This window comes from Kibdelosporangium phytohabitans (genome assembly GCF_001302585.1).
Classification (GTDB): Bacteria; Actinomycetota; Actinomycetes; order Mycobacteriales; family Pseudonocardiaceae; genus Kibdelosporangium; species Kibdelosporangium phytohabitans.
Genome location: NZ_CP012752.1, coordinates 10,369,697 through 10,394,043 on the forward strand (window position 1 = coordinate 10,369,697; position 24,347 = coordinate 10,394,043).

At 67.9% G+C, this 24,347-nt stretch carries 18 protein-coding genes; 2 read left to right on the forward strand and 16 right to left on the reverse strand.

Translation table 11 applies throughout. The features are described 5' to 3' along the window. Positions 1 to 49 precede the first annotated feature (49 nt). Positions 50 to 886, forward strand: coding sequence for an alpha/beta fold hydrolase (locus tag AOZ06_RS46360; protein ID WP_054295196.1), 837 nt, complete (start codon positions 50 to 52; stop codon positions 884 to 886). 57 nt (positions 887 to 943) lie between these two features. Here AOZ06_RS46360 and AOZ06_RS46365 read toward each other — a convergent pair whose 3' ends face one another. The 16 genes from AOZ06_RS46365 to AOZ06_RS46440 form a co-directional block, all read right to left on the reverse strand. Then, on the reverse strand, positions 944 to 4,453 hold the full coding sequence (locus AOZ06_RS46365) for a M12 family metallo-peptidase (RefSeq protein WP_218921888.1): 3,510 nt from the start codon (positions 4,451 to 4,453) through the stop codon (positions 944 to 946). A 73-nt stretch (positions 4,454 to 4,526) separates the two neighbouring features. Next, positions 4,527 to 8,021 carry a reprolysin-like metallopeptidase gene (locus AOZ06_RS46370; RefSeq protein ID WP_218921889.1) on the reverse strand — a complete coding sequence of 1,165 codons (3,495 nt, stop codon included), beginning with the start codon at positions 8,019 to 8,021 and terminating at the stop codon, positions 4,527 to 4,529. A 277-nt stretch (positions 8,022 to 8,298) separates the two neighbouring features. After that, positions 8,299 to 9,726, reverse strand: a complete 1,428-nt coding sequence (gene atpD / locus AOZ06_RS46375; protein ID WP_054295197.1) for a F0F1 ATP synthase subunit beta — start codon at positions 9,724 to 9,726, stop codon at positions 8,299 to 8,301. A 3-nt stretch (positions 9,727 to 9,729) separates the two neighbouring features. Continuing rightward, positions 9,730 to 10,668: a F0F1 ATP synthase subunit gamma gene (locus tag AOZ06_RS46380; RefSeq protein ID WP_054295198.1), complete on the reverse strand. Its 939-nt coding sequence runs from the start codon at positions 10,666 to 10,668 to the stop codon at positions 9,730 to 9,732. Between the two features lie 11 nt (positions 10,669 to 10,679). Continuing rightward, complete coding sequence (gene atpA, locus AOZ06_RS46385) at positions 10,680 to 12,320, reverse strand: F0F1 ATP synthase subunit alpha (RefSeq protein WP_054295199.1); 1,641 nt, start codon at positions 12,318 to 12,320, stop codon at positions 10,680 to 10,682. A gap of 43 nt (positions 12,321 to 12,363) precedes the next feature. Then, positions 12,364 to 13,173 carry a F0F1 ATP synthase subunit delta gene (locus AOZ06_RS46390; RefSeq protein WP_054295200.1) on the reverse strand — a complete coding sequence of 270 codons (810 nt, stop codon included), beginning with the start codon at positions 13,171 to 13,173 and terminating at the stop codon, positions 12,364 to 12,366. Positions 13,174 to 13,185: 12 nt separating this feature from the next. Then, positions 13,186 to 13,734 carry a F0F1 ATP synthase subunit B gene (locus AOZ06_RS46395; RefSeq protein WP_236951955.1) on the reverse strand — a complete coding sequence of 183 codons (549 nt, stop codon included), beginning with the start codon at positions 13,732 to 13,734 and terminating at the stop codon, positions 13,186 to 13,188. A gap of 32 nt (positions 13,735 to 13,766) precedes the next feature. Next, positions 13,767 to 13,961, reverse strand: a complete 195-nt coding sequence (locus AOZ06_RS46400) for an ATP synthase subunit c family protein (RefSeq protein WP_054297425.1) — start codon at positions 13,959 to 13,961, stop codon at positions 13,767 to 13,769. A 136-nt stretch (positions 13,962 to 14,097) separates the two neighbouring features. Next, complete coding sequence (atpB, locus tag AOZ06_RS46405) at positions 14,098 to 14,883, reverse strand: F0F1 ATP synthase subunit A (RefSeq protein ID WP_157233615.1); 786 nt, start codon at positions 14,881 to 14,883, stop codon at positions 14,098 to 14,100. A 191-nt stretch (positions 14,884 to 15,074) separates the two neighbouring features. Beyond that, positions 15,075 to 15,563: a hypothetical protein gene (locus tag AOZ06_RS46410; RefSeq protein ID WP_054295202.1), complete on the reverse strand. Its 489-nt coding sequence runs from the start codon at positions 15,561 to 15,563 to the stop codon at positions 15,075 to 15,077. Beyond that, positions 15,560 to 16,711, reverse strand: a complete 1,152-nt coding sequence (locus tag AOZ06_RS46415; RefSeq protein ID WP_054295203.1) for a glycosyltransferase family 4 protein — start codon at positions 16,709 to 16,711, stop codon at positions 15,560 to 15,562. Before AOZ06_RS46415 ends, AOZ06_RS46410 begins: the two co-directional genes overlap by 4 nt. Before the next feature lie 2 nt (positions 16,712 to 16,713). Continuing rightward, a complete protein-coding gene (locus AOZ06_RS46420; protein WP_054295204.1) occupies positions 16,714 to 17,970 on the reverse strand; it encodes a serine hydroxymethyltransferase in 1,257 nt (418 codons plus the stop codon). A 14-nt stretch (positions 17,971 to 17,984) separates the two neighbouring features. After that, positions 17,985 to 18,635: an L-threonylcarbamoyladenylate synthase gene (locus tag AOZ06_RS46425; RefSeq protein ID WP_054295205.1), complete on the reverse strand. Its 651-nt coding sequence runs from the start codon at positions 18,633 to 18,635 to the stop codon at positions 17,985 to 17,987. A 50-nt stretch (positions 18,636 to 18,685) separates the two neighbouring features. Next, complete coding sequence (locus tag AOZ06_RS46430) at positions 18,686 to 19,531, reverse strand: class I SAM-dependent methyltransferase (protein ID WP_236951956.1); 846 nt, start codon at positions 19,529 to 19,531, stop codon at positions 18,686 to 18,688. Between the two features lie 18 nt (positions 19,532 to 19,549). Next, complete coding sequence (locus AOZ06_RS46435) at positions 19,550 to 21,838, reverse strand: ATP-binding protein (RefSeq protein ID WP_054295206.1); 2,289 nt, start codon at positions 21,836 to 21,838, stop codon at positions 19,550 to 19,552. 19 nt (positions 21,839 to 21,857) lie between these two features. Beyond that, complete coding sequence (locus tag AOZ06_RS46440) at positions 21,858 to 23,126, reverse strand: FAD-binding protein (protein ID WP_054295207.1); 1,269 nt, start codon at positions 23,124 to 23,126, stop codon at positions 21,858 to 21,860. Positions 23,127 to 23,318: 192 nt separating this feature from the next. Between AOZ06_RS46440 and AOZ06_RS46445 the strand changes: the two genes are divergently transcribed. Further along, entirely contained in the window at positions 23,319 to 24,335 is a 1,017-nt protein-coding gene (locus AOZ06_RS46445) for a BMP family lipoprotein (RefSeq protein ID WP_054295208.1), read from the forward strand. The last annotated feature ends 12 nt before the right edge of the window (positions 24,336 to 24,347 follow it).

Here is a 24,347-nt window from a genome sequence, read left to right on the forward strand (position 1 = left end):
CTAAGCGGTTGCTGATCCAACGCTGACCAGCGGCGCACACCGTGGCGGCATGACCTACTCGCGCATCCCAGTCGCCGACGGCGTGGCCCTGAACACCCTGGTCCAGGGCAGCGGCAGTCCCGTGGTTCTCCTGCACGGCTTCCCGCAGACCCACCTCATGTGGCGGCACGTGGCCGCGGATCTCGCCGCCGACCACACCGTGATCTGCCCCGACCTGCGCGGCTACGGCGACAGCGACAAACCGGACGGCGGCTACGACAAGCGCACGATGGCGGCCGACATCGTCGAACTCGCCGGCCAGCTCGGCTTTCCCCGGTTCGCGCTGGCCGGGCACGACCGCGGGGCGCTGGTGGCCTTCCGGGCGGGTCTCGACCACCCGGACAAGGTCACGCACCTCGGCATCCTCGACGGGATGTCCACTTACGACACGTGGGACGTGCTGCACGGGGTGAGCGCGGCCGTGGCCTTCCACCTGTACCTGATGGCCCAGCCGCCCGGTCTGCCGGAGAAGCTGATCGGCGGCGCACCGGACGAGTTCTTCGGGCACTTCCTCGACGCGTGGTCCCAGCAGGGTTTCCCGCCGGACGTCCGCGCCGCCTACCTGCGGGCGTCACGCGCCGCCGTGCCTTCGATCGTCGCCGACTTCCGAGCCACGGCGACCGCCGACCTCGCACAGGACACAGTGGACTTCGAAGCAGGTCACCGGTTCGCCATGCCCGTCAGCGTCCTGCATCAGGACTGGGGCAGCGTACTGGGTTTCGACCCGCGAGCCCGATGGGAGCGGTGGGCGCCCCAGTTGACGTACACCGCCGTCACGTCAGGCCACTTCATGGCCGAAGAGGCTCCGGCCGAGGTGATCAAAGCGATTCGGGACCTGGTGGGCTGACCGCACGACACCCGCGAACGGCCCCGCCTGGTGACGGGGCCGTCGCGTGTGGCCGGACTAGATGATGACCAGTGTTCCCCTGGCGAGTTTGGTCACGTCGGTCGACGCGCCCGTCCAGGCTGTGGAGAACACCAGCTTCGAGCCGTCGACCAGCGTGATCGCCAGGCCTTCCTTGACTTTCCCGTTGAGTCGGACGGTCAGGCCGGTGGCGACCTTCTTGGGGTGCCACGCGTCGGTCACGTCGACCAGGTCCGCGCGGCCGCGCAGGTCGATCGCTCCGCCGTTGGCCCCGAACGAGTCGAGCTTGGTGCTGCGGACCTGGAACTTCCGGCCGTTCGACGTGTACGTCACCAGGCTGGCTGCCGACGTGTGGCCGGCCACCTGGGCCGCGGCGACGGTGAAGTCCGCCCTGGTTCCGTTGTCCGCGCCGTAGGCCTTGGTCAACGGCACTGTTCCGTCGCCGATCACCACGCGGTTCTGCGAGTTGGTCACCTCAACCCGCCCGGATGCCTTTCCCGTGTAGTTGCCACCGGCTGTGGCCGTCACCTCGTGGACTCCGGTAGGCAGCTGCGCTGTGCAACTGCCAGAAGCGTCCGTCGGGCCCGTGCCCAGCAGTGCCAACGGCGCTGTGCAGAGGGTTTGGTCTCCGGCTGCGAACGTCAACGTTCCATTGAGGACATCCCCCGGTGTGCTGTCGGTGTTGTCCTGCACTGTCGCCTTCAGTTGCACGGTTCCACCGTTCACCAGGGAGTCCCCTGTGTACGTGACCGTCGCGTCCTCCGGGGCCACCTTGACCGTGAACGAGGACTTGCCGACCACGCCCGTCGAGTCCGTCACGGACACCGACACCGGGTACTCGCCCGGGGCTGCTGTCGCTGTGCCCGAGACGGTCCACGAACCTGGTCCTGACTGGGTCAGGGCGAGGCCCGCGGGCAAGCCGGACGCGGACGCGGTCAGGCCCTCGGCCGGGGTGTCCGGGTCGGTGGCGGTCACGGGGAACGCGGCTGCGTCGCTGTACTGCACGGTCGCGTTGGCCGGTGTGGTCACCTTCGGGGACGCCAGGATCGTGAAGTCCGCGTTGTTGAGGTCGAAGAAGACGTTTCCGACCGCTTCGACCTTGATCCGCGCCTTGGTCGTCGCCACGTCCGGCAACGTCAGCGTCTCGCTGCCGTCGTTGGCGGTGCGCTCCGCCAGCACGTGCGGGAAGGTTGCGCCGCCGTCAACCGACAGCGAGACCTTCACCTCCGCGGCGTTGATCGGCGCCGCGTTCGTGCCCGCCACGTCCCACTTGATCTCCTGTGCCGAGCCGCCCGGGTGGACGACTCCCGCCGCTGCCTGGGAGGTCACCAGGAACGGGCCGGTGTTCGGGGCGAGCACCAGTGCGGTGTCTGCGCTGCCGATTCCGCCGCCGCCCGCGCGGTAGTCGCGTGCGGTCAGGCGGAAGTGCAACGTCCTGTCGTTGCCGAACCCGACCCAGTCGGCCGTGGGCAGGAACTCCGAGTAGCAGTCGACGATCGCTGCCGGGACCGGCGCCGGAGGTGCCGTCGGGCAGGCACCGGATTCGGCGTTGGTGTTGTTCGCCGCCACCTGGGCCAGATCGGGGAACACGCGCGTCGGGTTGTCGTTCACCGCGTTCTGGCCGGGCGAGTAGTACTTCAGCGTGTCTTCGGCTGTCACGATCGCCGCGGTGCCGAACTGCCTGAACAGCGGGCCGTCCTTCTTGACGTTGTTCACCAGGCTGGTGCCCGTGCTGCCGCCGCGGTCGTTCTGCTCCCACAGGTACGTGACCTTGTCACCGTCGGCGTCGGTCGCGCTGCCGGTCAGGGCGAACGGCGTGCGCAGCGGGACCGTGTACTGGGCGGCCGTGGTCACGACCGGCGCGTGGTTCGTGGTGTCCTCCGCCTTGAGCCCGGTGTTTTCCTGCGGGCCGCCGTCGACCGTCTCGCCGACCACAGCCGTGGTCCCGGTTCCCGTGAAGCCGAGCGACGGCACGTCGACGGCCGCGACCGGTCCACCTTGGAACGTGACCTGGAAACCCGTGTCGTTGAGGACACCCGCGCCGAAGCCGGTCACGGCGACGGTCGCGCCGGTGGGCCAGTCCTGGATGCCTTCGATCGCGGCCTTGATCCCCGCAGCCGTGTAGTTGGTGCCACGCACGATCGGCGCGGACACCTGGCCGTTGTAGGACAACGTGAACGAGTCCGTGCCGTCGAACTCACGCAGCCCGATGTTCTGCACCTCGTTGATCGGCGCACGCGGCGTCGACGTGAACGTGGAGATCTCGGTGTAGCTGCGCTGCGACCAGTACGGGTCGCTGTGCGGCTGCAGGTTGTCCGTGCCGCAGATACCGGCGTAGGCCATGATCGACGAGCCACTGCCCGGCTCGTACGAGTTGGCCGCGCTGCGGTTGCCGCCGGAGCAGGAACCCTGCGTTCCGTTGAACGTGTGGTTGCCCGCGAACTGGTGACCGATCTCGTGCGCCACGTAGTCCACGGCGAAGTAGTCACCGACCGGGGTCGGCAAACCCGTGCAGCCGCGGGCCTTTCCGCTGCCGCCGACCACGCCCAGACCGGCGATGCCGCCGCCGTTCACACCGAGACCGATGTGGCCGACGTCGTAGTTGCCCGCGCCGACCAGCTGACCGAGCACGATCTGGTTGCGGTTCAACAGGGTGCTGCTGCAGCTGGCGAGCTGCGACGCGGTGAAGCACGCCGCCGCGCCACACGGGCCGTTCGCGCCGGTCGCGTCAGCGGCGGTGTTCAGGTTGGTCTTGTCGGTGTCGTTCACCAGGACCAGGCGGATCGCGGTCTCGTCCTCGTAGATCTGCGCGACCCGGTTGACCAGCGTGACCTTCGCCGCGGTCACGTTCGCCGCGCCGAAGTAGGTGGCGTACGAGGGATCCGTGACGAGGGCGAGCCGGTAGGTGCGCAGTTTGACGATGGGACCGGGGTCCGCGGGCAGGACGTCCTGCAGGACCTGCTCGATCTCCTCGTTCTCCACCAGCGGACCGGCGTCGTTGCGCAGGTTGTGCCCGTAATAGCTGGCGTAGAGGCTTTCCGCGCGGGCGTAGTCACCGCGGAAGTAAGGGTCGACGTACCACTGACCGCGCTGTGAACGCACCGAAGCGTGGAACCCCAGTGGTGTAAGGTCGGCGCGGACGGTCGCGGTCGGGTCGTCGATTCCCTTGCCGGAGTAGGTCTTGATCTCCGGGTGGGCGGCGGCGAGCTTCTCCTCCATCACGGGCGCGTCGACCAGCGCGAACCGCTCGAACTTGCCGTCCGGCGTCGGCAACAGGACTTCCTTGCCGTGCTGGGCCCCGCGGGGAGCGAGCGACAGGTCGGACTGCATCGCGGCACGGTCCAAAGTGAACCCCGCGTACTTGTCCGTTCTGACGTCCGCCTGTCTTGCCGATCTCGCCGCACCCTGGTTGCCGTCGACCTTGGTCCACGGGTTCTCCGACGCGGCGGGCGCGGTGACGCCGAAAACCGGCAGCAACGCGAGTGACATCCCCGCGATCACGAGCGCGGCCGCACTCCGGCCGCGGGTGGGTAATGAGGATCTCGCCAAAGTGTGCTCTCCCTGAAAGACTCGTGAGTGGTTCGGCCGGTTGTAACCGGCCGAACCACTCACGATGAAATGGTCAGGCGATCAGGAATCCGCCTGTCGTCAGCGGGATTTCCTTGGTTTTCGCACCCGTCCAGTCGGACGAGAACAGCAGTTTCCCGCCCTGCAGCAGGGTGACCCCGACATTGCGGCCGGTCTGCGTCACCCGCAGTTCGACGTTGGCCGCGACGAACGTCGCCTGGCCGCCGGTGACCTCGCTGAGCAGGACCTTGGCACGCAGGTCGACCGAGCCCGACGTCTTCGCCCCGAAGGACTCGACGTTGTTGCCGAACGCGATGTACTGCTTGCCGCCCGAGGAGAACCGCAGTGTGCTCAGGCCGTTGGTCTTCGCGTTGTTGTGCACGATCAACGCCGAGAGGTTCACCGAGGTGCCGTTGTCGGCCTTGTACGTGCCCGCCGACTTGGTCGCCGTCAGCGCACCGGCCGCGAGCACAGTCCGCTTCTGCGACGCCTGGGTCTCGACGGACGCTGCCGCCGTGGCGGCGTAGTTCCCGCCCGCCGAGGTGGTCACCGACGTGACGCCCAGCGGCAGCTTGCCGATGCAGCCGCCCGAGCCGTCGGTGGCACCAGTCCCGAGCAGGCTGACCGGGGCGGTGCACAGAACCTTGCCACCAGCGGAGAACGTCACGTTCGCCGTCTTGATGTCACCGGGTGTGGCGTCGGTGTTGTCCCGCACAGTCGCCCGGAACAACGCGGAATCGCCGTACACCAGCGAATCCCCGGTGTACGTCACCTCGACGTCTTCCGGTTTCACCGTGACCGGCACCGTGAGGGCGCCTTCGCCACCGGTGTCGTCGGTGACCGTGAACGTGACCGGGTACTCGCCCGGCTTGGCTTTCGCCGTACCGGAAATCGTCCACGTCCGCTTGTTGTCTGCGGTGGTTCCCTGCGCCAACGCGAGGCCGTCGGGCAGCCCGGTGACGGTCGCGTTCAACGCCGCACCGGCGCTGTCCGGGTCGTCCGCGGTGATCGTGACCGGCGCGAGCGCGTCGCTGTACTGGACAGCGATGTTCTGCGGGCTGGTCACGGTCGGAGCCGCCTTGATGGTGAAGTCGGCGTCGCTGACGTCGAAGAAGACGTTCCCGACCGCCTCGATCTTGATCCGCGCCTTGGTCGTCGGCACGTTCGGCAGTTTCACCTGCTCCGAGCCGTCGTTGGCCGTGCTGCGGGCGATCACGTGCGGGAAGGTCTTGCCGCCGTCGGTGGACAGCGAGATCTTCACGTTCTTCGCGTTGACCGGGGCCGTGTTCGTCCCGGCCACGTCCCACGTGATCGTCTGCTTGGCACCACCGGCCAGCGCGGCGGCGGCACCCTGCGACGTCACCAGGAACGGACCCGCGTTCGGCGCGAGCTTCACGGCGGTGTCAGCGAAACCGATACCGCCACCACCGTGCCGCGCGTCCCGTGCCGTGAGCCGGAAGTGCATGGTCCGGTCGTCGTTGAAACCGGTCCAGTCGGCTGTCGGCAGGAACTCCGAGTAGCACTCGACCAGCTCCGGTGGCACGTTCGTCTTGCCACCCGACGGCGGTTTCGGCGGCGCCGGCGGGCACGCGCCGGTCCTGGCGTTGGTGTTGTTCGCCAGGATCTGCGCCATGTCCGGGAACACCCGCGACGGGTTGCGGTTCACCGCGTTCTGGCCCGGCGAGTAGTACTTCAGCGCGTCCGCGTCGGTCACGATCGCCGCGGTGCCGAACTGGCGGAACAGCGCGCCGTCCTTCTTGACGTTGTCCACCAGCGCGGTGCCGTTGGCCTTGCCGCGGTCGTTCTGCTCCCACATGTACGTGACGACGTCGCCGTCCTGGTCCTTCGCGCTGCCGGTCAGTTCGAACGGCGTGCGCACCGGGATCGTGTAGGACGCCGGGGTCTTCACCACAGGCGCGTGGTTGCGGGTGTTCTGGACCTTGAAGCCCTTGTTGTCGACCGGGCCGCCCTTGATCGACTCACCGGCGAATCCGGAGCCGCCGGTCACGTCGATGCCGAGCGAGTCCACGTTCACCGCGGCGAGCGAACCACCGAAGACGACCTGGAAACCCGTGTCGCCGAACGGGATCGGCCGGTAGTCGGGGTGGTTGCCGAAGCCGGCGACGGACACGGTCGCACCCGTGATCGACTCGACGGCCGCCTTGACGGCCTCGGGCGTGTAGTTCACCCCGCGGACGATCGGCTCGGAGACCTTCCCCTTGTAGGACAGGACGAACGAGTCGGAACCGTCGAACCCGCGCAGCGACACGTCCTGCTGTTCGTTGATCGGGGGCAGATCCGCCGTGGTGTACGACGTGATCTCGGTGTAGCTCTGGTGCGACCAGTACGGGTCGCTGTGCGGCTGCAGGTTGTCCTGCTGGCAGATGCCCGCGTACGCCATGATCGACGAGCCACTGCCCGGCTCGACCGAAGTGGTGGGTTCGCGGTTGCCGGTCGAACAGTTCCACTCGGTGCCGTTGAACGTGTGGTTGCCCGCGAACTGGTGGCCCATCTCGTGCGCCACGTAGTCCACGGCGTAGAAGTCGCCGACCGGGGTGGGCAGGCCGGTGCAGCCGACCGCCTTCTCCTGGCCGCCGACGACGCCGAGACCGGCGATACCGCCGCCGTTCACACCGAGGCCGATGTGGCCGATGTCGTACTTGTCCGCGCCGACGAGCTGGCCGAGCGCGATCCCGGTCGCGAACAGCGTCGGGATGTCACAGGTTTCGAGCTCCTGCGGCGTGAAGCACGGTGCCGCGCCACACGGCCCGTTCGGCTCGGACGCCAGCGCCGGGGTGTTCAGGTTGGTCTTGTCCGTGTCGTTGATCAGCAGCAGCCGGATCGCGGTCTCGTCCTCGTAGATCTGCGCGACCCGGTTCATCAGCGTGACCTTCGCCGCGGTCACGTTCGCCGCACCGAAGTAGGTGGCGTACGACGGGTCCGTGATCAGCGCCAGCCGGTAGGTCCGCAACTTGACCAGCGGGTTCTTGTCGATCGACGCCTGGACTTCCTTCGCGACGCCCTGGATGCCCTTCTCCTGCAGCGGGCCGCTCGGGTTCTGCACGTCGTGGCCGTAGTAGCTGGCGTACAGGCCCTGATCCCGGTGGTGGTAGGGATCCACGAACCACGAACCGGCCTCCGACCGCACCGAGGCGTGGAAGCCCAGCGGCGTGAGGTCGGCGCGCACCGACGCTGTCGGGTCGTCGACGCCCCGGCCCGCGTAGGTCTTGATCTCCGGGTGCGCCGCCGCGAGCCCCTCTTCCATCACCGGCGCGTCTTCCAGCGTGAACCGCTGGAAAGTGCCTTCCGGTGTGGGCAGCAGCACCTCCTTGGCCCCGGCGCCCGCCGCCCGCGAAGCCTTCCCCAGCTCGCCCTGCATGAGCGCCCGGTCAAGGGTGAACCCGGCGAACTTGTCCGTCCGGATGTCAGCCTGCCTGGCTGATCGTGATGCCGTGCCGTTGCCGGCTTTGGTCCACGGATTGCTCGGTGCGGCAGGTGCCGTGGTGCTCAGCACCGGCATCAGCGCGACCGCCATCCCGGCGATCGCCAAAGCGGTCAGACTCCGAGCAGGTCTGGACCGTAACGAGGAACCGCCCAACTCACCCCTCCTAACAGAACGCGTTCACACGCATTCTTGCTGTGGAGATGGGCGGCCATAACAGCCAAAAGTACTAAGGCTGCGCTCCTCGTGAGTGGTTTGCCCCAGCTATACAACGAACAAACCGCTCACGACGACGCTTCCCAGCCGAGCTGGTTGGCGTCGTCGTGAGCGGTTTGTTCGATCCTACGCATTCTCGAATTGGGGCAAACCACTCACGAGAGGCGACTTACTTGCCGGTGAGTTCCTTGGTCCGCTTCTCCAGGTCCTCGAGGCCACCGATACCGAGGAAGGCCTGCTCGGGCACCTGGTCGAACTCGCCCTTGGCGATCTTGTCGAACGCCTCGACGGTCTCCTTGATCGGCACGGTCGAGCCCGGCTGACCGGTGAAGACCTCGGCGACCAGCATGTTCTGCGACAGGAAGCGCTCGATGCGACGCGCCCGGTTCACCGTCAGTTTGTCCTCTTCGGACAGCTCGTCCATCCCGAGGATGGCGATGATGTCCTGCAGCTCCTTGTACTTCTGCAGGATCCGCTTGACCTCCTGGGCCACGCGGTAGTGCTCGTCGCCCACGATGTTCGGGTCGAGGATCGTGGAGGAGGAGGCCAGCGGGTCCACCGCCGGGAAGATGCCCTTCTGGAACACCGACCGGGAGAGCTCGGTGGTGGCGTCCAGGTGGGCGAACGTGGTGGCCGGCGCCGGGTCGGTGTAGTCGTCGGCGGGCACGTAGATCGCCTGCATCGAGGTGATCGAACGACCACGGGTCGAGGTGATGCGCTCCTGCAGCTCACCCATCTCGTCGGCCAGCGTCGGCTGGTAACCCACGGCCGACGGCATGCGACCCAGCAGGGTCGAGACCTCGGAACCGGCCTGGGTGAACCGGAAGATGTTGTCGATGAACAGCAGCACGTCCTGGTTCTGCACATCGCGGAAGTACTCCGCCATGGTCAGCGCCGAGAGCGCCACGCGCATACGCGTGCCGGGCGGCTCGTCCATCTGGCCGAACACCAGGGCGGTGTCGTTGATGGTGCCGTCCTCGCCCAGCTCCAGGATGAGGTCGTTGCCCTCCCGGGTGCGCTCGCCGACCCCGGCGAACACCGAGGTGCCACCGAAGTTCTTGGCGACACGGGTGATCATTTCCTTGATCAGCACGGTCTTGCCGACACCGGCACCACCGAACAGGCCGATCTTGCCACCCTGCACGTACGGGGTGAGCAGGTCGATCACCTTGAGGCCGGTCTCCAGCACGTCGGTGCGGCCCTCGAGCTGGTCGAAGGCCGGCGGACGGCGGTGGATCCGCCAGCGCTCGGCGTCCTTGGCGTAGCCGGGCTCGTCGAGGCAGTCGCCGAGGGCGTTGAACACGTGGCCCTTGACGATGTCGCCGACGGGCACGGAGATGGCCTCACCGGTGTCGCGCACCGGGGTGCCACGCACGAGGCCGTCCTGCGGCTGCATGGAGATGCAGCGAACCAGGTTGTCGCCCAGGTGCGCGGCGACCTCCAGGGTCACGGTCTTGCGCAGCTGCTCGAACTCGATGTCGACCTTGAGCGCGTTGAACAGCTCGGGCACCGCGTCGCGAGGAAACTCGACGTCGACGACCGGGCCGGTCACGCGGACGATACGACCGGTGGCAGTTGGTTCTTGAATGGCAGTCATCGCTTAGTCATCACTTCCTGCGGCGGCGGCGAGCGCGTTGGCGCCACCGACGATCTCGCTGATCTCCTGGGTGATCTGGGCCTGGCGCGCCTGGTTCGCCTCACGCGAGAGGGTGAGAACGAGGTCCTTCGCGTTGTCCGTCGCGGACTTCATCGCGGTACGACGAGCCGCGGACTCCGACGCGGCCGAGTCGAGCAGTGCGGAGAAGATCCTGGTGTTGATGTACTTCGGCAGCAGCGCGGCCAGCAGCTGGTCCGCGCCCGGCTCGAACTCGTAGGTCGGCGGGATGCTGTCCGGCTTCTCCTCGGAGAACTCGACCTCGAGCGGAGCCATCCGCTTGACGGTCGGCACCTGGGAGAGCATCGTCCGGAACTCCGTGTAGACGATGTGCAGCTCGTCCACACCCAGCACGCCGTCTTCACCCGGGTTGTCACCGTCGTCGTCGGCCCCGGACATGAAGGCCTTGACCAGCAGCTCACCGGCGGTCTGCGCGTTCTCGTACCGCGGTGTCTCGGAGAACCCGGTCCACGACTCGACGTATTCGCGGTTGCGGAACGTGTAGAACGAGACCGCCTTGCGGCCGATCAGGTACAGCACCGGCTGCTTGCCCTGGGAGCGGAGCAACGAGACGAGCTCCTCCGCGGCACGCAGCACGTTGGCGTTGTAGCCGCCGCACAGGCCACGGTCACTCGTCACGATGAGCACGCCCGCCCGCTTGGGGTTCTCGCGCTCGGTCAGCAACGGGTGATCCAAGTTGGACGCCGCCCCGGCCAGCGCGGAGAGCACGTTCGTGATCTCCTGCGCGTACGGCCGGGAGGCCTCCACTCGTGCCTGCGCCCGGCTGATCCGCGTGGTGGCGATGACCTCCTGGGCCTTGAAGATCTTGGCAAGGCCCTGGGTCGAGCGGATCCGTTGGCGTAGTTCGCGAAGCTGTGCGGCCATGGGTTACCCGATCACTTCTTCGGGGCGGGACGGTGCACCTTCACCGACTCCTGCCCGACCTTGTCGGCCTCCAGCGCGTCGGCCGGGGAGTCGACGACCGACGAACCGTCGGCCGCGGTGAACTGCTCCTTGAACTTGTTGATCGCCTCGGAGAGGCGGTCGATCAGCTCGTCGGAGAGGTCCTTGGTGTCGCGGATCTCCTGCAGGATACCCGCGTGATTGCGCCGGATGTTGTCCAGCAGCTCGCGCTCGAACCGGCGGACGTCGTCGGTCGGCACCGAGTCGAGGAAGCCACGCGTACCGGCGAAGATCGACACGACCTGCTCGTCGATCGCGACCGGCGAGTACGCGCCCTGGCGCAGCACCTGGTAGAGGCGGTCACCGCGCTCCAGCTGTGCCTTCGAGGTGGCGTCGAGGTCCGAGGCGAACGCGGCGAACGCGGCCAACTCGGTGTGCTGCGAGAGGTCGATACGCAGCGAACCGGAGACCTTGCGCATCGCCTTGATCTGCGCGGCACCACCGACTCGGGACACCGACACACCCACCGCGATGGCGGGGCGCTGGCCCTGGTTGAACAGGTCGGCCTGCAGGAAGCACTGGCCGTCGGTGATCGAGATGACGTTGGTGGGGATGTAGGCCGAGATGTCACCGGCCTTGGTCTCGATGATCGGCAGGCCGGTCAGCGAGCCGGCGCCGAGGTCGTCGGACAGCTTCCCGCAGCGCTCCAGCAGACGGGAGTGCAAGTAGAAGACGTCACCCGGGTAGGCCTCGCGGCCCGGCGGGCGGCGCAGCAGCAGCGACAGCGCGCGGTAGGCCTCGGCCTGCTTGGTCAGGTCGTCGAACACGATCAGGACGTGCTTGCCGCCGTACATCCAGTGCTGGCCGAGGGCCGAGCCGGTGTACGGGGCGATCCACTTGAAGCCGGCGGAGTCGGAGGCCGGGGCCGCGACGATGGTGGTGTACTCCATCGCGCCGTTGTCCTCGAGCGTCTTCTTGACCGCCGCGATCGTGGAGCCCTTCTGACCGACGGCGACGTAGATGCAGCGCACCTGCTGCTTCGGGTCGCCGGTCTCCCAGGCCTGCTTCTGGTTGATGATCGTGTCGACGCAGACCGTGGTCTTGCCGGTCTTGCGGTCGCCGATGATCAGCTGACGCTGGCCGCGGCCGATCGGCGTCATGGCGTCGATCGCCTTGATGCCGGTGACCAGCGGCTCCTTCACCGGCTGGCGCTGGACCACCGTGGCGGCCTGCAGCTCCAGCACGCGCTGGTCGTCGGCGACGATGTCGCCGAGGCCGTCGAGCGGCGCGCCGAGCGGGTCGATGACGCGACCGAGGAAGCCGTCGCCGACCGGTACCGAGAGGATTCGGCCGGTCCGCTTGACCTCCTGGCCCTCCTCGATGGTGTCGTAGTTACCGAGGATCGTGACACCGATTTCGCGCACGTCCAGGTTCTGCGCCACACCGAGCACGCCGCCGGGGAACTCGACCAGCTCGTTGGCCATCGCCGAGGGCAGACCCTCGACGTAGGCCACGCCGTCACCGGTCGCGGTGACGGTGCCGACCTCTTCCTTCGTCACGTCCGGTGTGTAACCGGAGACGTAGTTCTCGATCGCACTGCGGATCTCGTCCGACGAGATCGTCAGCTCCGCCATGTCTTCCCGCTCTCGCTTTCGTTACTTCAAAATGCTTGGGGGTTCAGCCGGCCAGCCGGCGGCGCAGGTCGTCGAGACGTCCTGCCGCGCTGCCGTCGATCACTTCGTCGCCGACGCGGATCACCAGTCCGCCGATCAGCTCCTCGTCGACCTCGATGTGCAGCGCGATCGGCCGTGAGTAGACGCGCTGCAGAGTCGCCGCGAGACGCTCCTGCTGTGCTTCGGTCAGCGGCACGACGGAGGTGACGTGCGCGACCGAGCGCTCCCGGCGCTTCGCGGCCAGGTCGGCCAGCTCCTCGAGGCCCTCGACGGCCCGGCGTCCGCGCGGGTTCGCCACCAGCGCCTCGGCCAGCTTCTCCGTGGCCGGCTCGACCTTGCGGGCGGCCAGCGACCTGAGCAGTTCGAGCTTGCCGTCCACCGGCGCGGCCGGGTCGGACAGCAAGCGCTCCAGCTCACCGTTGGCGGCGACGATCCGGCCGAGCCGGAACAGCTCGTCCTCGATCGTGTCGAGCTTCCCGGCGCGCTCCGCACCGACCAGCAGCGCGGTGCGGGCGAGCGACTCGATGCCGTCGACCAGCTCGCGCGGGTTGGACCAGCGCGAGGAGACCACGGACTCCAGCAGCTCGACCGTCGGCGCGGCGAGCTTGCCCGCGAACAACTGACGAGTCAGCTCGGTGCGCCTGCGCGTCTCGGCCGAGGCGTCCGCGAGTGCCCTGCGCAGACCGGATTCCCGGCTGAGCAGGCCGACCACGGCGAACAGCTCGTCGCCGAGCGTCTCGAAGTCGGTCGCGTCGAGCAGCTTCAGCTCGGCCGAAGCGAGCGCTTCCCGGCTCGCGGCGTGCAGCAGCGTCATCTTGGCCGTCCCCTATTTCTTCGCGGGAGCCGAAACGGAGTCCAGCTCCTCGAGGAACCGGTCGACGGTGCCGCGGCGACGGGCCTCGTCCTCAAGGGACTCACCGACGATCTTGCTGGCCAGCTCGACCGCGGTGCGGCCGAGGTCGGCACGCAGCTCCGCGACGATCTGGGCCCGCTGGGCCTCAAGCTGGTTGCGACCCTGCGCGACGATCCGCGTGGCCTCTTCCTGTGCCTGGACCCGCAGCTCCTCGCGGATCTGCTCTGCCTCGATGCGGGCGTCGTCGCGAATCCGTGCGGCCGCTGCGTTGGCGTCGGCGAGCAGGTCCTTGTACTTCTGCAGGTTCTCTTCGGCCTGCGCCTGCAGTTGCTCGGCCTTCTGGATGCCGCCCTCGATCTTCTCGGTGCGCTCCTTGTAGAGCGCCTCGAAGCGGGGGACGACGAACTTCCAGAGGATGCCGAGCAGCAGCAGGAACGCCACCAGGCCGAGGATGACCTCGGAAATGTGCGGAATGACCGGGCTCGGCTCCTCAGCCGCCAGCACTGTCAGCTTTGTCAGCACGACAACTCCCTACGATCTGTCGTCGGGCTGGATCAGGCACCAGACGCGATGAAGTAGAGAACCAGACCGATCAGGGCGAGCACCTCGGTCAGGATGAACGTCTGGAAGCCCAGGCCACGCAGCTTGCCCTCAGCCTCGGGCTGACGGGCGGTGCCGTTGATGACGGCGGCGAAGATGACACCCACACCGATACCCGGGCCGATGGCACCCAGGCCGTAACCGATCATCGCGAGGCCCTTGTTGAGGTTGATCGGCTCGGCGGCCTGCGCAAGAACGAGAGCTGCACTCACTTCGATTTTCCCTTTCGAGTTCGGGTCCGCGATGGCACGGACCCGGGAACTTGTCACTCGACCGGATGGCCGGTCAGTGTTCAGCGGCCAGTGCGGTTCCGATGTACCCGGCGGCCAGCAGAGCGAAGATGTACGCCTGGATGACCTGGATGAACGCCTCGAGGAACGTCATCGCGATGGCGAACGCGAAGGCGAAGATCGAGGCAGGCTTCAACCACGCGCTGCTCGCTTCGATCAGCAGGTACTCGCCACCGAGGGTGAACACCAGCAGGATCAGGTGCCCGGCGAACATGGCCGCGAACACCCGGATGGCCAACGTGATCGGGTTCATGAAGAACTTGGTGAAGATCTCGATCGGCGTCAGCAGGAAGTAGATCGGCTTCGGGATGCCCGGGGGGAACAGCTCCTTCTTCAGGTACCCGCCGAGTCCGTGCTTGCGGATGCCCGAGATGTGGTAGACCGGGTAGATCACCAGGATCGACAGCGCCAGCGGGAACCCGATGTGCGAGAACGTCGGGAACTGAATGATCGGGATGATGCCGAAGATGTTGTTCACCAGGGTGAACGTGAACAGCGCGAGGATCAGCGGCACGTACGGCCTGAAGTCCTTCGCGCCGATCTGCTCGCGGGTGATGCTGTTGCGACTGAAGTCGTAGACACCCTCGGCCATGAACTGGAACTTGCCGGGGACGAGCTTCATGTTGCGCGACGCGAGCAGGAAGAACGCGATGATGATGACGATCGACAGCACGACCAGCACCATCGGCTTGGTGACGCTGCCAAAGATCGGCGGCAGGAAGAAATCTCCGACGCCGGGCGGCTTGAACTCGCCGCCTTCCGCCAGCAACGACATGCCCAACGGGGGCTCCTTCCGGTTCTCCCGGCCGGCCGTGTGTCACACCACCGGGGGAATCGTCACGATCAGGACGTAACGTACCTGACGTACTGCAAGCACTCGAAAGCGGGGCTCTCCCGGCGTGATACCGGGCGGCGGTGCCCCTTCGGGCGAACACTATCAATCGGTCAGAACCAACCGAACGGGTGTACTGCTTAACCCGCGTCGTTCGCCGGATCCGTGTCCTTGCTCGCCGGGATGATTGTAGGGACCTTGGTTCGCTGGAAGGCGAACACCTCGGCCGTAGCGGTCACCAGGATGGTCGCGAGCAGCGTGAACGCCAGCGAGTTGCGGTGCAGCGCCTCGATCCCGCCGAGCGCCGTCAGCGCGACGAGCAGGATGATCATCTTCACGGCGAACCCGCCCAGCACGGCGATCAGCAGCATGTTCGTGCTGATCCCGGCGGTCTGCCGCATCAGCACGAGGGTGGCGACGGACGACAAGCAGGCGACCGCGCCGCCTGCCAGTGCGCCGTAGACCCCGTTCGCGCCGACCAGCACCCCGGCGACGACGACCGCGACCGCGATCGTGCCGAGCGTCCACCAGATCGCGCCCTTGAACATGGCCGTGGCCAGCTTGTGCACGATCTCCTTGGCGGATTCCGGCTGCTTGGGGACCTCGAAGGTCTCGCTGTTCTCGCTCATCGGTTCCGGAGTCTAGGTACCGCCGAGACGAGCAACGCCACCAGGAGGCCGATCGCCATCCCCCAGACCACCACGAGCCCGTCGAACAGGCTCAGCGAGACGGCGCCGAACGCCAGCACGGAGGCCCACAAGTAGATCAACAGCACGGCCCTGCGCTGCGAGTGGCCGATCTGCAACAGCCGGTGGTGCAGGTGCATCTTGTCGGCGTGGAACGGGCTCAGCCCGCGCCGCGTTCGCCTGATGACCGCCATCAGCAGGTCGAGCAGCGGCACGAACAGCACCGCGGCCACGACGATCAACGGGGACAGCACCGCGATCGTGTTCGACGGGCCCTGCTCGATCGGCAACTTCTTGCCTGCCGCGGACGTGCTCGCCGCGGCCAGCGTCAGCCCGATCAGCATCGAGCCGGAGTCGCCCATGAACAGCCGGGCCGGCTGGAAGTTGTGCGGCAGGAAGCCGAGGCACGCGCCCGCGAGTGTGATCGACAGCAGGGCGGGTGCGTAATTGATCACATCGTTGTTCGTGTCGGAGAGCAACTGGAACGAAAAAGTGCACGTCGCCAGCGACGCGATCACACCGATGCCCGCGGCGAGGCCGTCGAGTCCGTCGATGAAGTTCATCGCGTTGATCAGCACGAGCGCGAGCAGCACGGTCAGCAGACCGCCCTGGTTCATGTCGAGCACGATCAGCGAGCCGCTCGGGCCGATGTCGTTGCCGCCCCACGGGACCCACACGAGCACCCACTGGATTCCGAACAGGACGATGATGCCCGCCGACATGGTCTGACCGGCGAACTTCGTCAGCGCGTCCAGTTCGAACCGGTCGTCGAGCATGCCGATCAGCATGATCACGCCACCGCCGACGAGCACGCCCCACGGATCGAGCGAGTACTCGAACGCCCTGCGTAGCAACGGGAGCTGGTGCGCCAGCAGCATCCCGCCGCAGATGCCGAGGTACATCGCCAGCCCGCCGAGGCGCGGGATCGGCTTGGTGTGCACGTCACGCGTGCGCGGGACGGCCACCGCGCCGATCTTGAACGCCAGCAGCCGGACCGGGCCGGTCAGCAGGAAGGTCAGCGTCAGGCTGATCAGGCCGACCAGGAGGTACTCCCTGATCGGCAGTCCGTTGAGTGGGATATCGGGCGACACGCTCAGCTCCGTGGGTAGGCCGGCCGGTCGGCGACCATTCGCTCGACGTCCGCGCCGACCGCGGCGAGTTCGTCGTCGCCGCCCGCGCGCACCGCGCGCCCGATCAGCCCGGCGATCTCGGCCATGTCGGACTCGACCATGCCCTGCGTGGTCACGCACGGCGTCCCGACCCTGATGCCGGACGCGACCATGGGCGGGTTGGGGTCGAAGGGAATCGCGTTCTTGTTCAGCGTGATCCCGGCCCGGTCGCAGCGTTGTTCCGCCTGTGCGCCGGTGGCGCGCTGGTTGAGGTCGAGCAGCGCCATGTGCGTGTCCGTGCCGCCGGAGACCGGCCGCATCCCTTCTGCCTCAAGACCTTTCGCCAGCGCGGCGGCGTTCGCGACGACCTGCGCCGCGTACGAGGCGTACGCGGCGGTCGAGGCTTCCTTGAGCGCGACCGCCTTGGCCGCGACCACGTGCATCAGCGGGCCACCCTGAATCGCCGGGAACACAGCCTTGTCGATCGCTTTGGCGTGTTCCCCTTTGCCGAGGATCATGCCGCCGCGTGGGCCGCGCAGGACTTTGTGCGTGCTGAACGTGACGACGTCCGCGTACGGCACCGGGGACGGGATCACCTTGCCGGCGACCAGACCGATGAAATGCGCCGCGTCGACGACGAGCACCGCGTCGACCTCGTCGGCGATCCGCCGGAACGCCGCGAAATCGATGAGCCTAGGGTACGCGGTCGCCCCCGCGATGATCATCTTGGGGCGGTGCGTCAGAGCCAGGTCCCTGACCTGGTCGTAGTCGATGAGTTCGGTGTCCTTGGCCACGCCGTACGACACCGGCCGGAACCACTGGCCCGAGAAGTTCACCCGCGAGCCGTGTGTCAGATGCCCGCCGTGCGGCAACGACATCGCCAGCACGGTGTCACCCGGCTCGCAGAACGCGGCGTACACGGCGAGGTTGGCACTGGCGCCGGAATGCGGCTGCACGTTCGCGTGCTCGGCGCCGAACAGCGCCTTCGCCCGTTCGACCGCGAGGTTCTCGGCTCGGTCGACCTGCTCGCAGCCGCCGTAGTAGCGGCGGCCGGGATAGCCCTCGGCGTACTTGTTGGACAGCGCCGACCCGGTGGCCGCGAGCACGGCCGGGCTCGCCAGGTTCTCGCTGGCGATGAGCTGCAGGCCGCCGCGCAGCCGGTCGATCTCGCCAAGGAGGACGTCGGCGATGTCCGGGTCGGCCTCGGCCAGGACGTCGAAGTCCGGACCCCAGAAGGTCACCGAGCACTCCTTTGTCAGACCGGGTTCTGTACCTCGACGCCAAGCGCCTCTTCGACGGCATGGCGGCTGACCGCGCCCTCACGCAGCAGGATCGGGTCGTCGCCGGTGAGGTCCACGATGGAGGACGGCACCGGATCACCGGACGGTCCCCCGTCCAGGTATACCGCGACGGACTCGCCGAGCTGGTCGCGGGCCTGCTCCGCGGTGGAAGCCGGCGGGTGACCGGACCTGTTCGCGCTGGACACGGCCATCGGCCCGACGTCACGCAGCAGTTCGATGGCTACCGGGTGCAACGGCATCCGGAGCATCACCGTGCCGCGCGTGTTGCCCAGGTCCCACGCGAGGCTCGGCGCGTGCGGCAGCACGATGGACAAGTCGCCTGGCCAGAACGCCTCGACGAGCTTGCGTGCCTGGTCGGGAACCGACAGCACGAGGCCGTCGATCGCCGTCCAGCTGCCGACCAGCACGCCGACAGGCATGTCGGGGCCGCGGTTCTTGGCTTCGAGCAGGGCACGCACGGCGCCGCCGTCGAACGCGTCGCAGCCGATGCCGTAGACGGTGTCGGTCGGGATGACCACAAGCCGCCCGGACCGCACAGCGCCGGCTGCGGCGGCAAGTCCGTCTTGCCGGTCCTCGGGCAATGAACAGTCATACAGCGTGCTCACCCCCGTGACTCTATCCCTGTGCCCGGTCGTGCCACTCGCCGGTCGAGCCCTCATCGCTCGCTGTGCGCGGATTTCCGCGCTCGCATCGTGAACAGCAGCGGAACGCGCGGCCTGGCTGCGGGCAACCGCCACCACCCGGACGGCGTGGTGACCATGTCCTGCCAGCGGGGCCACGGAATCTCCTCGGTCTCGCGCAGGAGTTCGACCCGCAGACCGGCACCGACGAGTGCGTTGTGAACCGCGCCGAGCCCGTGCCGCCACTCGTAGGAGACCGTCGCCCCGGTCAGCCGCGGCCCGTCGGTGTAGGTGAACGTGGCGTCCCGCTCCCACACGCCACGTCCTTCCTGGTAGTCGTACCGGAGCAGCAACTCCTGCTTTTCGTGCGGCGTCGTCCCGAGTGCGTTGAGCAGCGGGTGGAATTCGACCACGTACACGAATCCGCCTGGCCGCAGCAGATCTGCCACGACCTGTGCCCACGCGGTCAGATCGGGCAGGTAGCACAGCGCGCCTTTCCCCGTGTACACGACGTCGAACGTCCGCCCGCCGAGCGCAGCCACCGCGTCGTACACGTTCGAATGAACGTAGTCGACGTCCAGCGCCATGCCCTCGGCAATCCGCCTGGCGTTGCGCAGCGACTCGGCCGAGAAGTCGAGCCCGACCGTGCGGGCACCGCGCCGGGCGAAGGCCACGGTCTCGACACCGAGGTGGCATTGCAGGTGCACGACGTCACGACCGGCCACGTCACCGAGGTCGTCCCACTCGTGCGCGGCGAACCAGTACTCGGCTTCCTTGCTGCCGACGCCGTAGAACTGGCTCGCCAGGTGCACGGGGGCCCTGGCGTCCCAGTTCGCCTCGTTCGCTTTCATCTGCCGCTCGGCAGCAGTTCCGAATTCCACCGCGCGAAGGCCTCCTCGTCACTGCGGCTCGTCTGCGTGGCCCGTCGTGAAAGCGTTGATCCGGGCACGGGCCGCGGTGCCCTGCGCTTCGTCCACTCGGTCGAACAACGCCACGGCTTTCTCCCAGCAGTCACGCGCGTCGGTCACCCGACCGATCCGGTGGAGCACGCCACCTTTCTCCTCGTACACCTCGGCTGCCGATCGCACGTCGCCCATTTCGGTGTGCAGGCCTGAGGCCTGGTCGAAGTACCGCAGTCCGACGTCCCGGTCCCCCATGCCGACCCGGACCCGCGCCAGCTGGGTCAGCGTCCAGGCCTCGGCGTGCCGGTCGCCCAGGTCACGGTGCTTGACCACGGCCCGCAACAAGCGGTCTTCGGCCTCCGCCAGCCTGCCGAGGCCGAGCAACGCGGTGCCTTCGCACGCCAGGCCGCACGCTTCCCCGTCCTTGTCGCCGACTTCGCGGTGCACCACCAGCTGGGCGCGGAAATGATCGGCGGCTGACTCGAAGTCCTTGCGTTCCAGCGCGACGAAGCCGAGGCCGAGCAACGTCCACCCCATGCCCCTGCGGTCGCCGATCCGGCGTCTCGTCGCCAGCGCGGGCCGGTAGTAGTCGTGCTCGGCGCGGTCGAGCTCGCCCCACCGCCGGTACAGGTCAGCGAAGTTGTTCAGGACCCACGCCTCGCCGAACTCGTTGCGCGCGGCCCGGGCGGCGCGCAGCCCGAGGTCGTGCGTCCTGACCCAGACACCCCACGGCTTGCGCACCTGGAGGTAGTCCCAGAGCAGCACCACGATCTGCCACGCCTCGTCGTGGAACCCGTGCTTCACCGCCAGTTCGACGATCTTGGCGATGGTCTGCCGTTGCGATTCCAGCCACGCCAGCGCGCTGTCGTAGTCGCCGAACTGCTCGATCTCGACGTCGGCGACCTCGTCGGCGCCGACCGGCTGGACCCGGTACGCGCCCATCGCCCGGCTCGCCGAGACCAGTGAGCCCAGATAACGGTGCACCAGTCGCGCGACCGCGGCATGGCGGTCCTGCTCGCTCTCCACCTCGGCGACCAGCTCCGCCGCGTAGACCCGCAGCAAGTCGTGCAGGCGGTAGCGGTCAGCGGCCACGTGCTGCACGAAGTGCATGCTCGCCAGCGCGTCGATGACGAACCGCGCCTGCCTGCGTGTGACACCGGCGAGGACGGCCACGCCCGGCACGTTGATCTCGTCGTCCGGGTAGAGCCCGAGAAGCCGGTACGCGCGTGCCACGGGCTCGGTCAGCGCCTGGTAGGACCACGAGAACACGGCACGGACAGCCCTCGGCTCGTCCTCGGCCGCGAGCAGGTCCAGCCGGTCTTCCTCGGCGGCGAGTTCCTGTTCGAGCTCGGCGACTTCGTAGCCCGGCCGCCACGCGATCCGTTCCGCGGCGAGTTTCAACGCCAGCGGCAGGTATCCGCAGCTGCTCGCGATCCGCGCGAGCACGTCGTGGTTCTCCGTGGCTCTGCGCCGTCCGATCGACGACTTGATCAGCGAGACGGCCTCGTCGGCTTCGAGCGGAGCGAGCGTGACGCTCATCGCGCCTGCCTCGATGACCAGGCCGGACAACCGCTGACGGCTCGTCACCACGACGACGGATCCCGGCGAACTCGGCAGGATCGGCTGTACCTGGGCGTAGTTGGCCGCGTTGTCGAGCACGATGAGCACTCGTTCGCGCTGCAGGACCGTGCGGAACAAGGACGCCCGCATGCCCAGCTCTCGCGGGATCTGTTCGGCCGGTACGCCCAGGGACCGCAGGAAATGCTCCAGTACGTCACCGGGGTCGGCTGCCTGGTTGGTCTGGCCGTAGCCATGGAGGTCGGCGAACAGCACACCGCCGGGGAACTCCGCCTGCGCCTCGTGTGCCCACCGCAGCGCGAGCGTCGTCTTGCCGACGCCGGGCAAGCCGTCGATAGCCGCCACCCGGGCACCGCCGGACTGCTCGTCGTACGAGATCAGCTCGTCGAGACGTGCCATCTCCTGGTCGCGGCCGACGAAACCGCGTGGCCCGATCGGCAGCTGGGCCGGCCGCAGCCGTGCGACGTCGATGTTGTCCGCGCTGCTCAGCGAGGCCGCGACCAGCGCGCCGCGCATCCCGAGTTCGGTGTCGCACTGCTGGGCCAGCTCGGCGGTCGGCCGCCGGATGCCCCGTTCGACCTTGGACAGGTAGCCGTGGCTGTAGTGCAGCCTGCGTGCGAGCTCACGCAACGAGATCCGCTGCGTCTCACGGGCTTCGCGCAGCAGTCCGCCGAAGTCGGCCCCGTCGCTGCCGGATCGGTGCGCCATCAGGAACGAAGGGGAGACATCAGGTCACCTGGGCGGCGGGGACCGGCGCGCCGAGGTACGTCGTCGAGCCCGCCGCTTTCGCGTGGTCGTGGATGAGTTCGTTCGCGGCGAGCATTCGCCGGGTCGCCGCCCTGTCCGCGCAGGCCGATCCCCGGTCGACCGCGAAGAGGAAGGCGACGGGCTCGTCGGGCAGTTCGAGGCGCGGTGCCGTGACTTTACCGGTGTCGAAGGGGTAGACCAGGACGAACCCGGCTGCTCCGATGTCCGCGGGCACGAGGTCCTTGACCGCGCCGGCGACGATCGGCTCGGCGGCCGAGCCGGGCAGGAAGAGGTTCAGCCACGGGTGGCACTGGTCCCACAGCCCGGCCGCGCGCAGCATCGCCTCCGCGTCGGCGAGCCGGTTGAGGAACTCGAAGTACGTCAGCTCCTCGATTTCCTCGCTGCCGCGGTGGTAGGCGAGTTCACCGAGCACGGCGGCGGCGCGCGGCGGCGGCTCGTCCGTGTAGAAGGACGCCACCTCGATCACGTACTGGTTGACGCCGTCGTCGGCGAGTTCGACCTGGCCTTCGAGGTAGTCGAAGCACCCCTCCGCCAGCAGACGGCGCTGGTCGGCGAGGAACACCGACAGGTCGTCGTAGCGCAGCTGGAGGCGGCGAGCACGTGTATGAGCCGGCACGAGTTTGATGGTCGCGTTCACGATGATGCCGTACGCGCCGTAACCCGCGCGCACGTCGTCGAACACGTCCGCGTTGCGCTCAGCGGAGCACGTGACGACTTCTCCCTGTGGCGTCACGACTTCGAGGCTGACCACGTTGTCGACCTGCAACCCGTGGTGCTGGGTGGCGCCGCCGATGCCGCCTGCGGACAGGGTTCCGCCGACGGATAGTTCCAGGTAGTCCGTCAGCACAGGCGGAGTCAGGCCGCGCGGCAGCGTTTCCGCCAGCACCTGGCTCCAGCGAGCACCCGCGCCGACAGTGACGCTGTCCGCGCCGACCTCGCCGACGCTGTCCAGGGCCCGCATGTCGACCACGAATCCGCCGGGTGCCTGTGCCTGCCCTGCCGACGAGTGCCCTTGCCCCCTGGGGGTCAGCGGATACGAGTGTTCAGCGGCGAACCTGGCGAAAGCGGCGACGTCGCCGGACGTGCGGGGGCGGAGAACCACGAGCGGTGCACGGTGTACCAGACGCCCCCAGTCCCGCCCGGCCCACGCCAGTGTCCGCGGGTCGTCGAAGAGCACACCGTCCTGTTTGAGCTGACGGCAGTACTCGTGGTCCATCACCGATCGCATCGTTCTCCAAAGAAACTGCCGCCCACCGAGTACCCATCGCAGACTATGGCAATCGATGTGCCGCGGAATCGGTCTCCGCCGAGCTGCACCCGGATGGCGGATTGTAGATCACGCAGCGAAACCACGGCGTTGTGCGCGGGCGTAGCATATGGCCCCCACACACATGATCTGTCATCTGTCACAGGGGAAACCATGAAGACACGGATCGCCGCCGCATACGTGTGCCTCGTGCTGGTACTGGCGAGTTGCTCCGCCACGCCGGACAGCCGGCCGGACCGGCCCGGTGCCCTGCGCGTCGCCATCGTGCTGGCGGGCCTGGCCAACGATTCGGGTTTCCACCAGATCGGGGCCGACGGCGTCAGGAAGTTCCAGCAGGACGGCGAAATCGAGCTGCAGATCCGCGAGTCGGTGATCAACCCGGTCGACGCCGAACCCGTCTTCCGGCAGTACGCCGCCGAGGGCTACGACCTCGTCATCGGCTGGGGTTTCTCCTACGCCGACGCGATCTTCCGCACCGCGAAGGAGTTCCCGGACGCGCACTTCCTGACGACCGGCGGGGCCGACGTGGCGCAGAAGGCCACCGCGAACGTCGCCACGTGGACGTACGCGGCCGAGGAGATGGGGTTCCTGCTCGGCTACATCGCCGGCCAGTCGAAGCTGTCCCCGGTGGCTGTGGTCGAAGGCGAGAAGCAGCCGTTCGTCCAGGCGCAGTGGTTCGGGTTCAGCCAGGGCCTGCGGCTGGCCAACCCCGCCGCTGCCGAGATGCCACCCATCTACACCGGCAGCTTCGAGGACGCCGAGAAGGCGAACCAGGCCACCGCGACACGTATCCGCGAAGGCGCGCGACTGATAGCAGCGAACGCCGAGGGATACGCCCCTGGTGTCGCCTCAGCGGCGAAGACAGCGGGCGTGGCGACCGTCGGGTTGGCGAGCACCACCAGCGAGGCTGCGCGTGAGGTCAACATCGGCCGGGTGCGGGTCGACCTCGTACCGCTCATGCGGGGTGTCCTCGACCGTTTGAAGAGCAAGTCCTTCGCCGGGCAGGCACTCAAGTCCACATTGGCCAACCGCAGCCTGGTCCCCAGCGACATCAACAAGGTCGCGACGGCACCGGACGTGCCGGGCGACCTCGACAGCCGGGTCGACGACCTCGTCAGCCGGCTCGCCGCGGGCAAGCTCGCAGTCGAGCCGTGGACACCCGGTCGATGACCACGAGCCCGG

Coding starts and splice junctions, on each gene's coding strand:
- atpD (WP_054295197.1), bottom strand. CDS start 9,726: ATGACTGCCATTCAAGAACCAACTGCCACCGGTCGTATCGTCCGCGTG.
- AOZ06_RS46445 (WP_054295208.1), top strand. CDS start 23,319: ATGAAGACACGGATCGCCGCCGCATACGTGTGCCTCGTGCTGGTACTG.
- AOZ06_RS46400 (WP_054297425.1), bottom strand. CDS start 13,961: ATGATCGGTTACGGCCTGGGTGCCATCGGCCCGGGTATCGGTGTGGGT.
- AOZ06_RS46380 (WP_054295198.1), bottom strand. CDS start 10,668: ATGGCCGCACAGCTTCGCGAACTACGCCAACGGATCCGCTCGACCCAG.
- AOZ06_RS46435 (WP_054295206.1), bottom strand. CDS start 21,838: ATGGCGCACCGATCCGGCAGCGACGGGGCCGACTTCGGCGGACTGCTG.
- AOZ06_RS46390 (WP_054295200.1), bottom strand. CDS start 13,173: ATGACGCTGCTGCACGCCGCGAGCCGGGAAGCGCTCGCTTCGGCCGAG.
- atpA (WP_054295199.1), bottom strand. CDS start 12,320: ATGGCGGAGCTGACGATCTCGTCGGACGAGATCCGCAGTGCGATCGAG.
- AOZ06_RS46410 (WP_054295202.1), bottom strand. CDS start 15,563: ATGAGCGAGAACAGCGAGACCTTCGAGGTCCCCAAGCAGCCGGAATCC.
- AOZ06_RS46360 (WP_054295196.1), top strand. CDS start 50: ATGACCTACTCGCGCATCCCAGTCGCCGACGGCGTGGCCCTGAACACC.
- AOZ06_RS46440 (WP_054295207.1), bottom strand. CDS start 23,126: ATGCGATCGGTGATGGACCACGAGTACTGCCGTCAGCTCAAACAGGAC.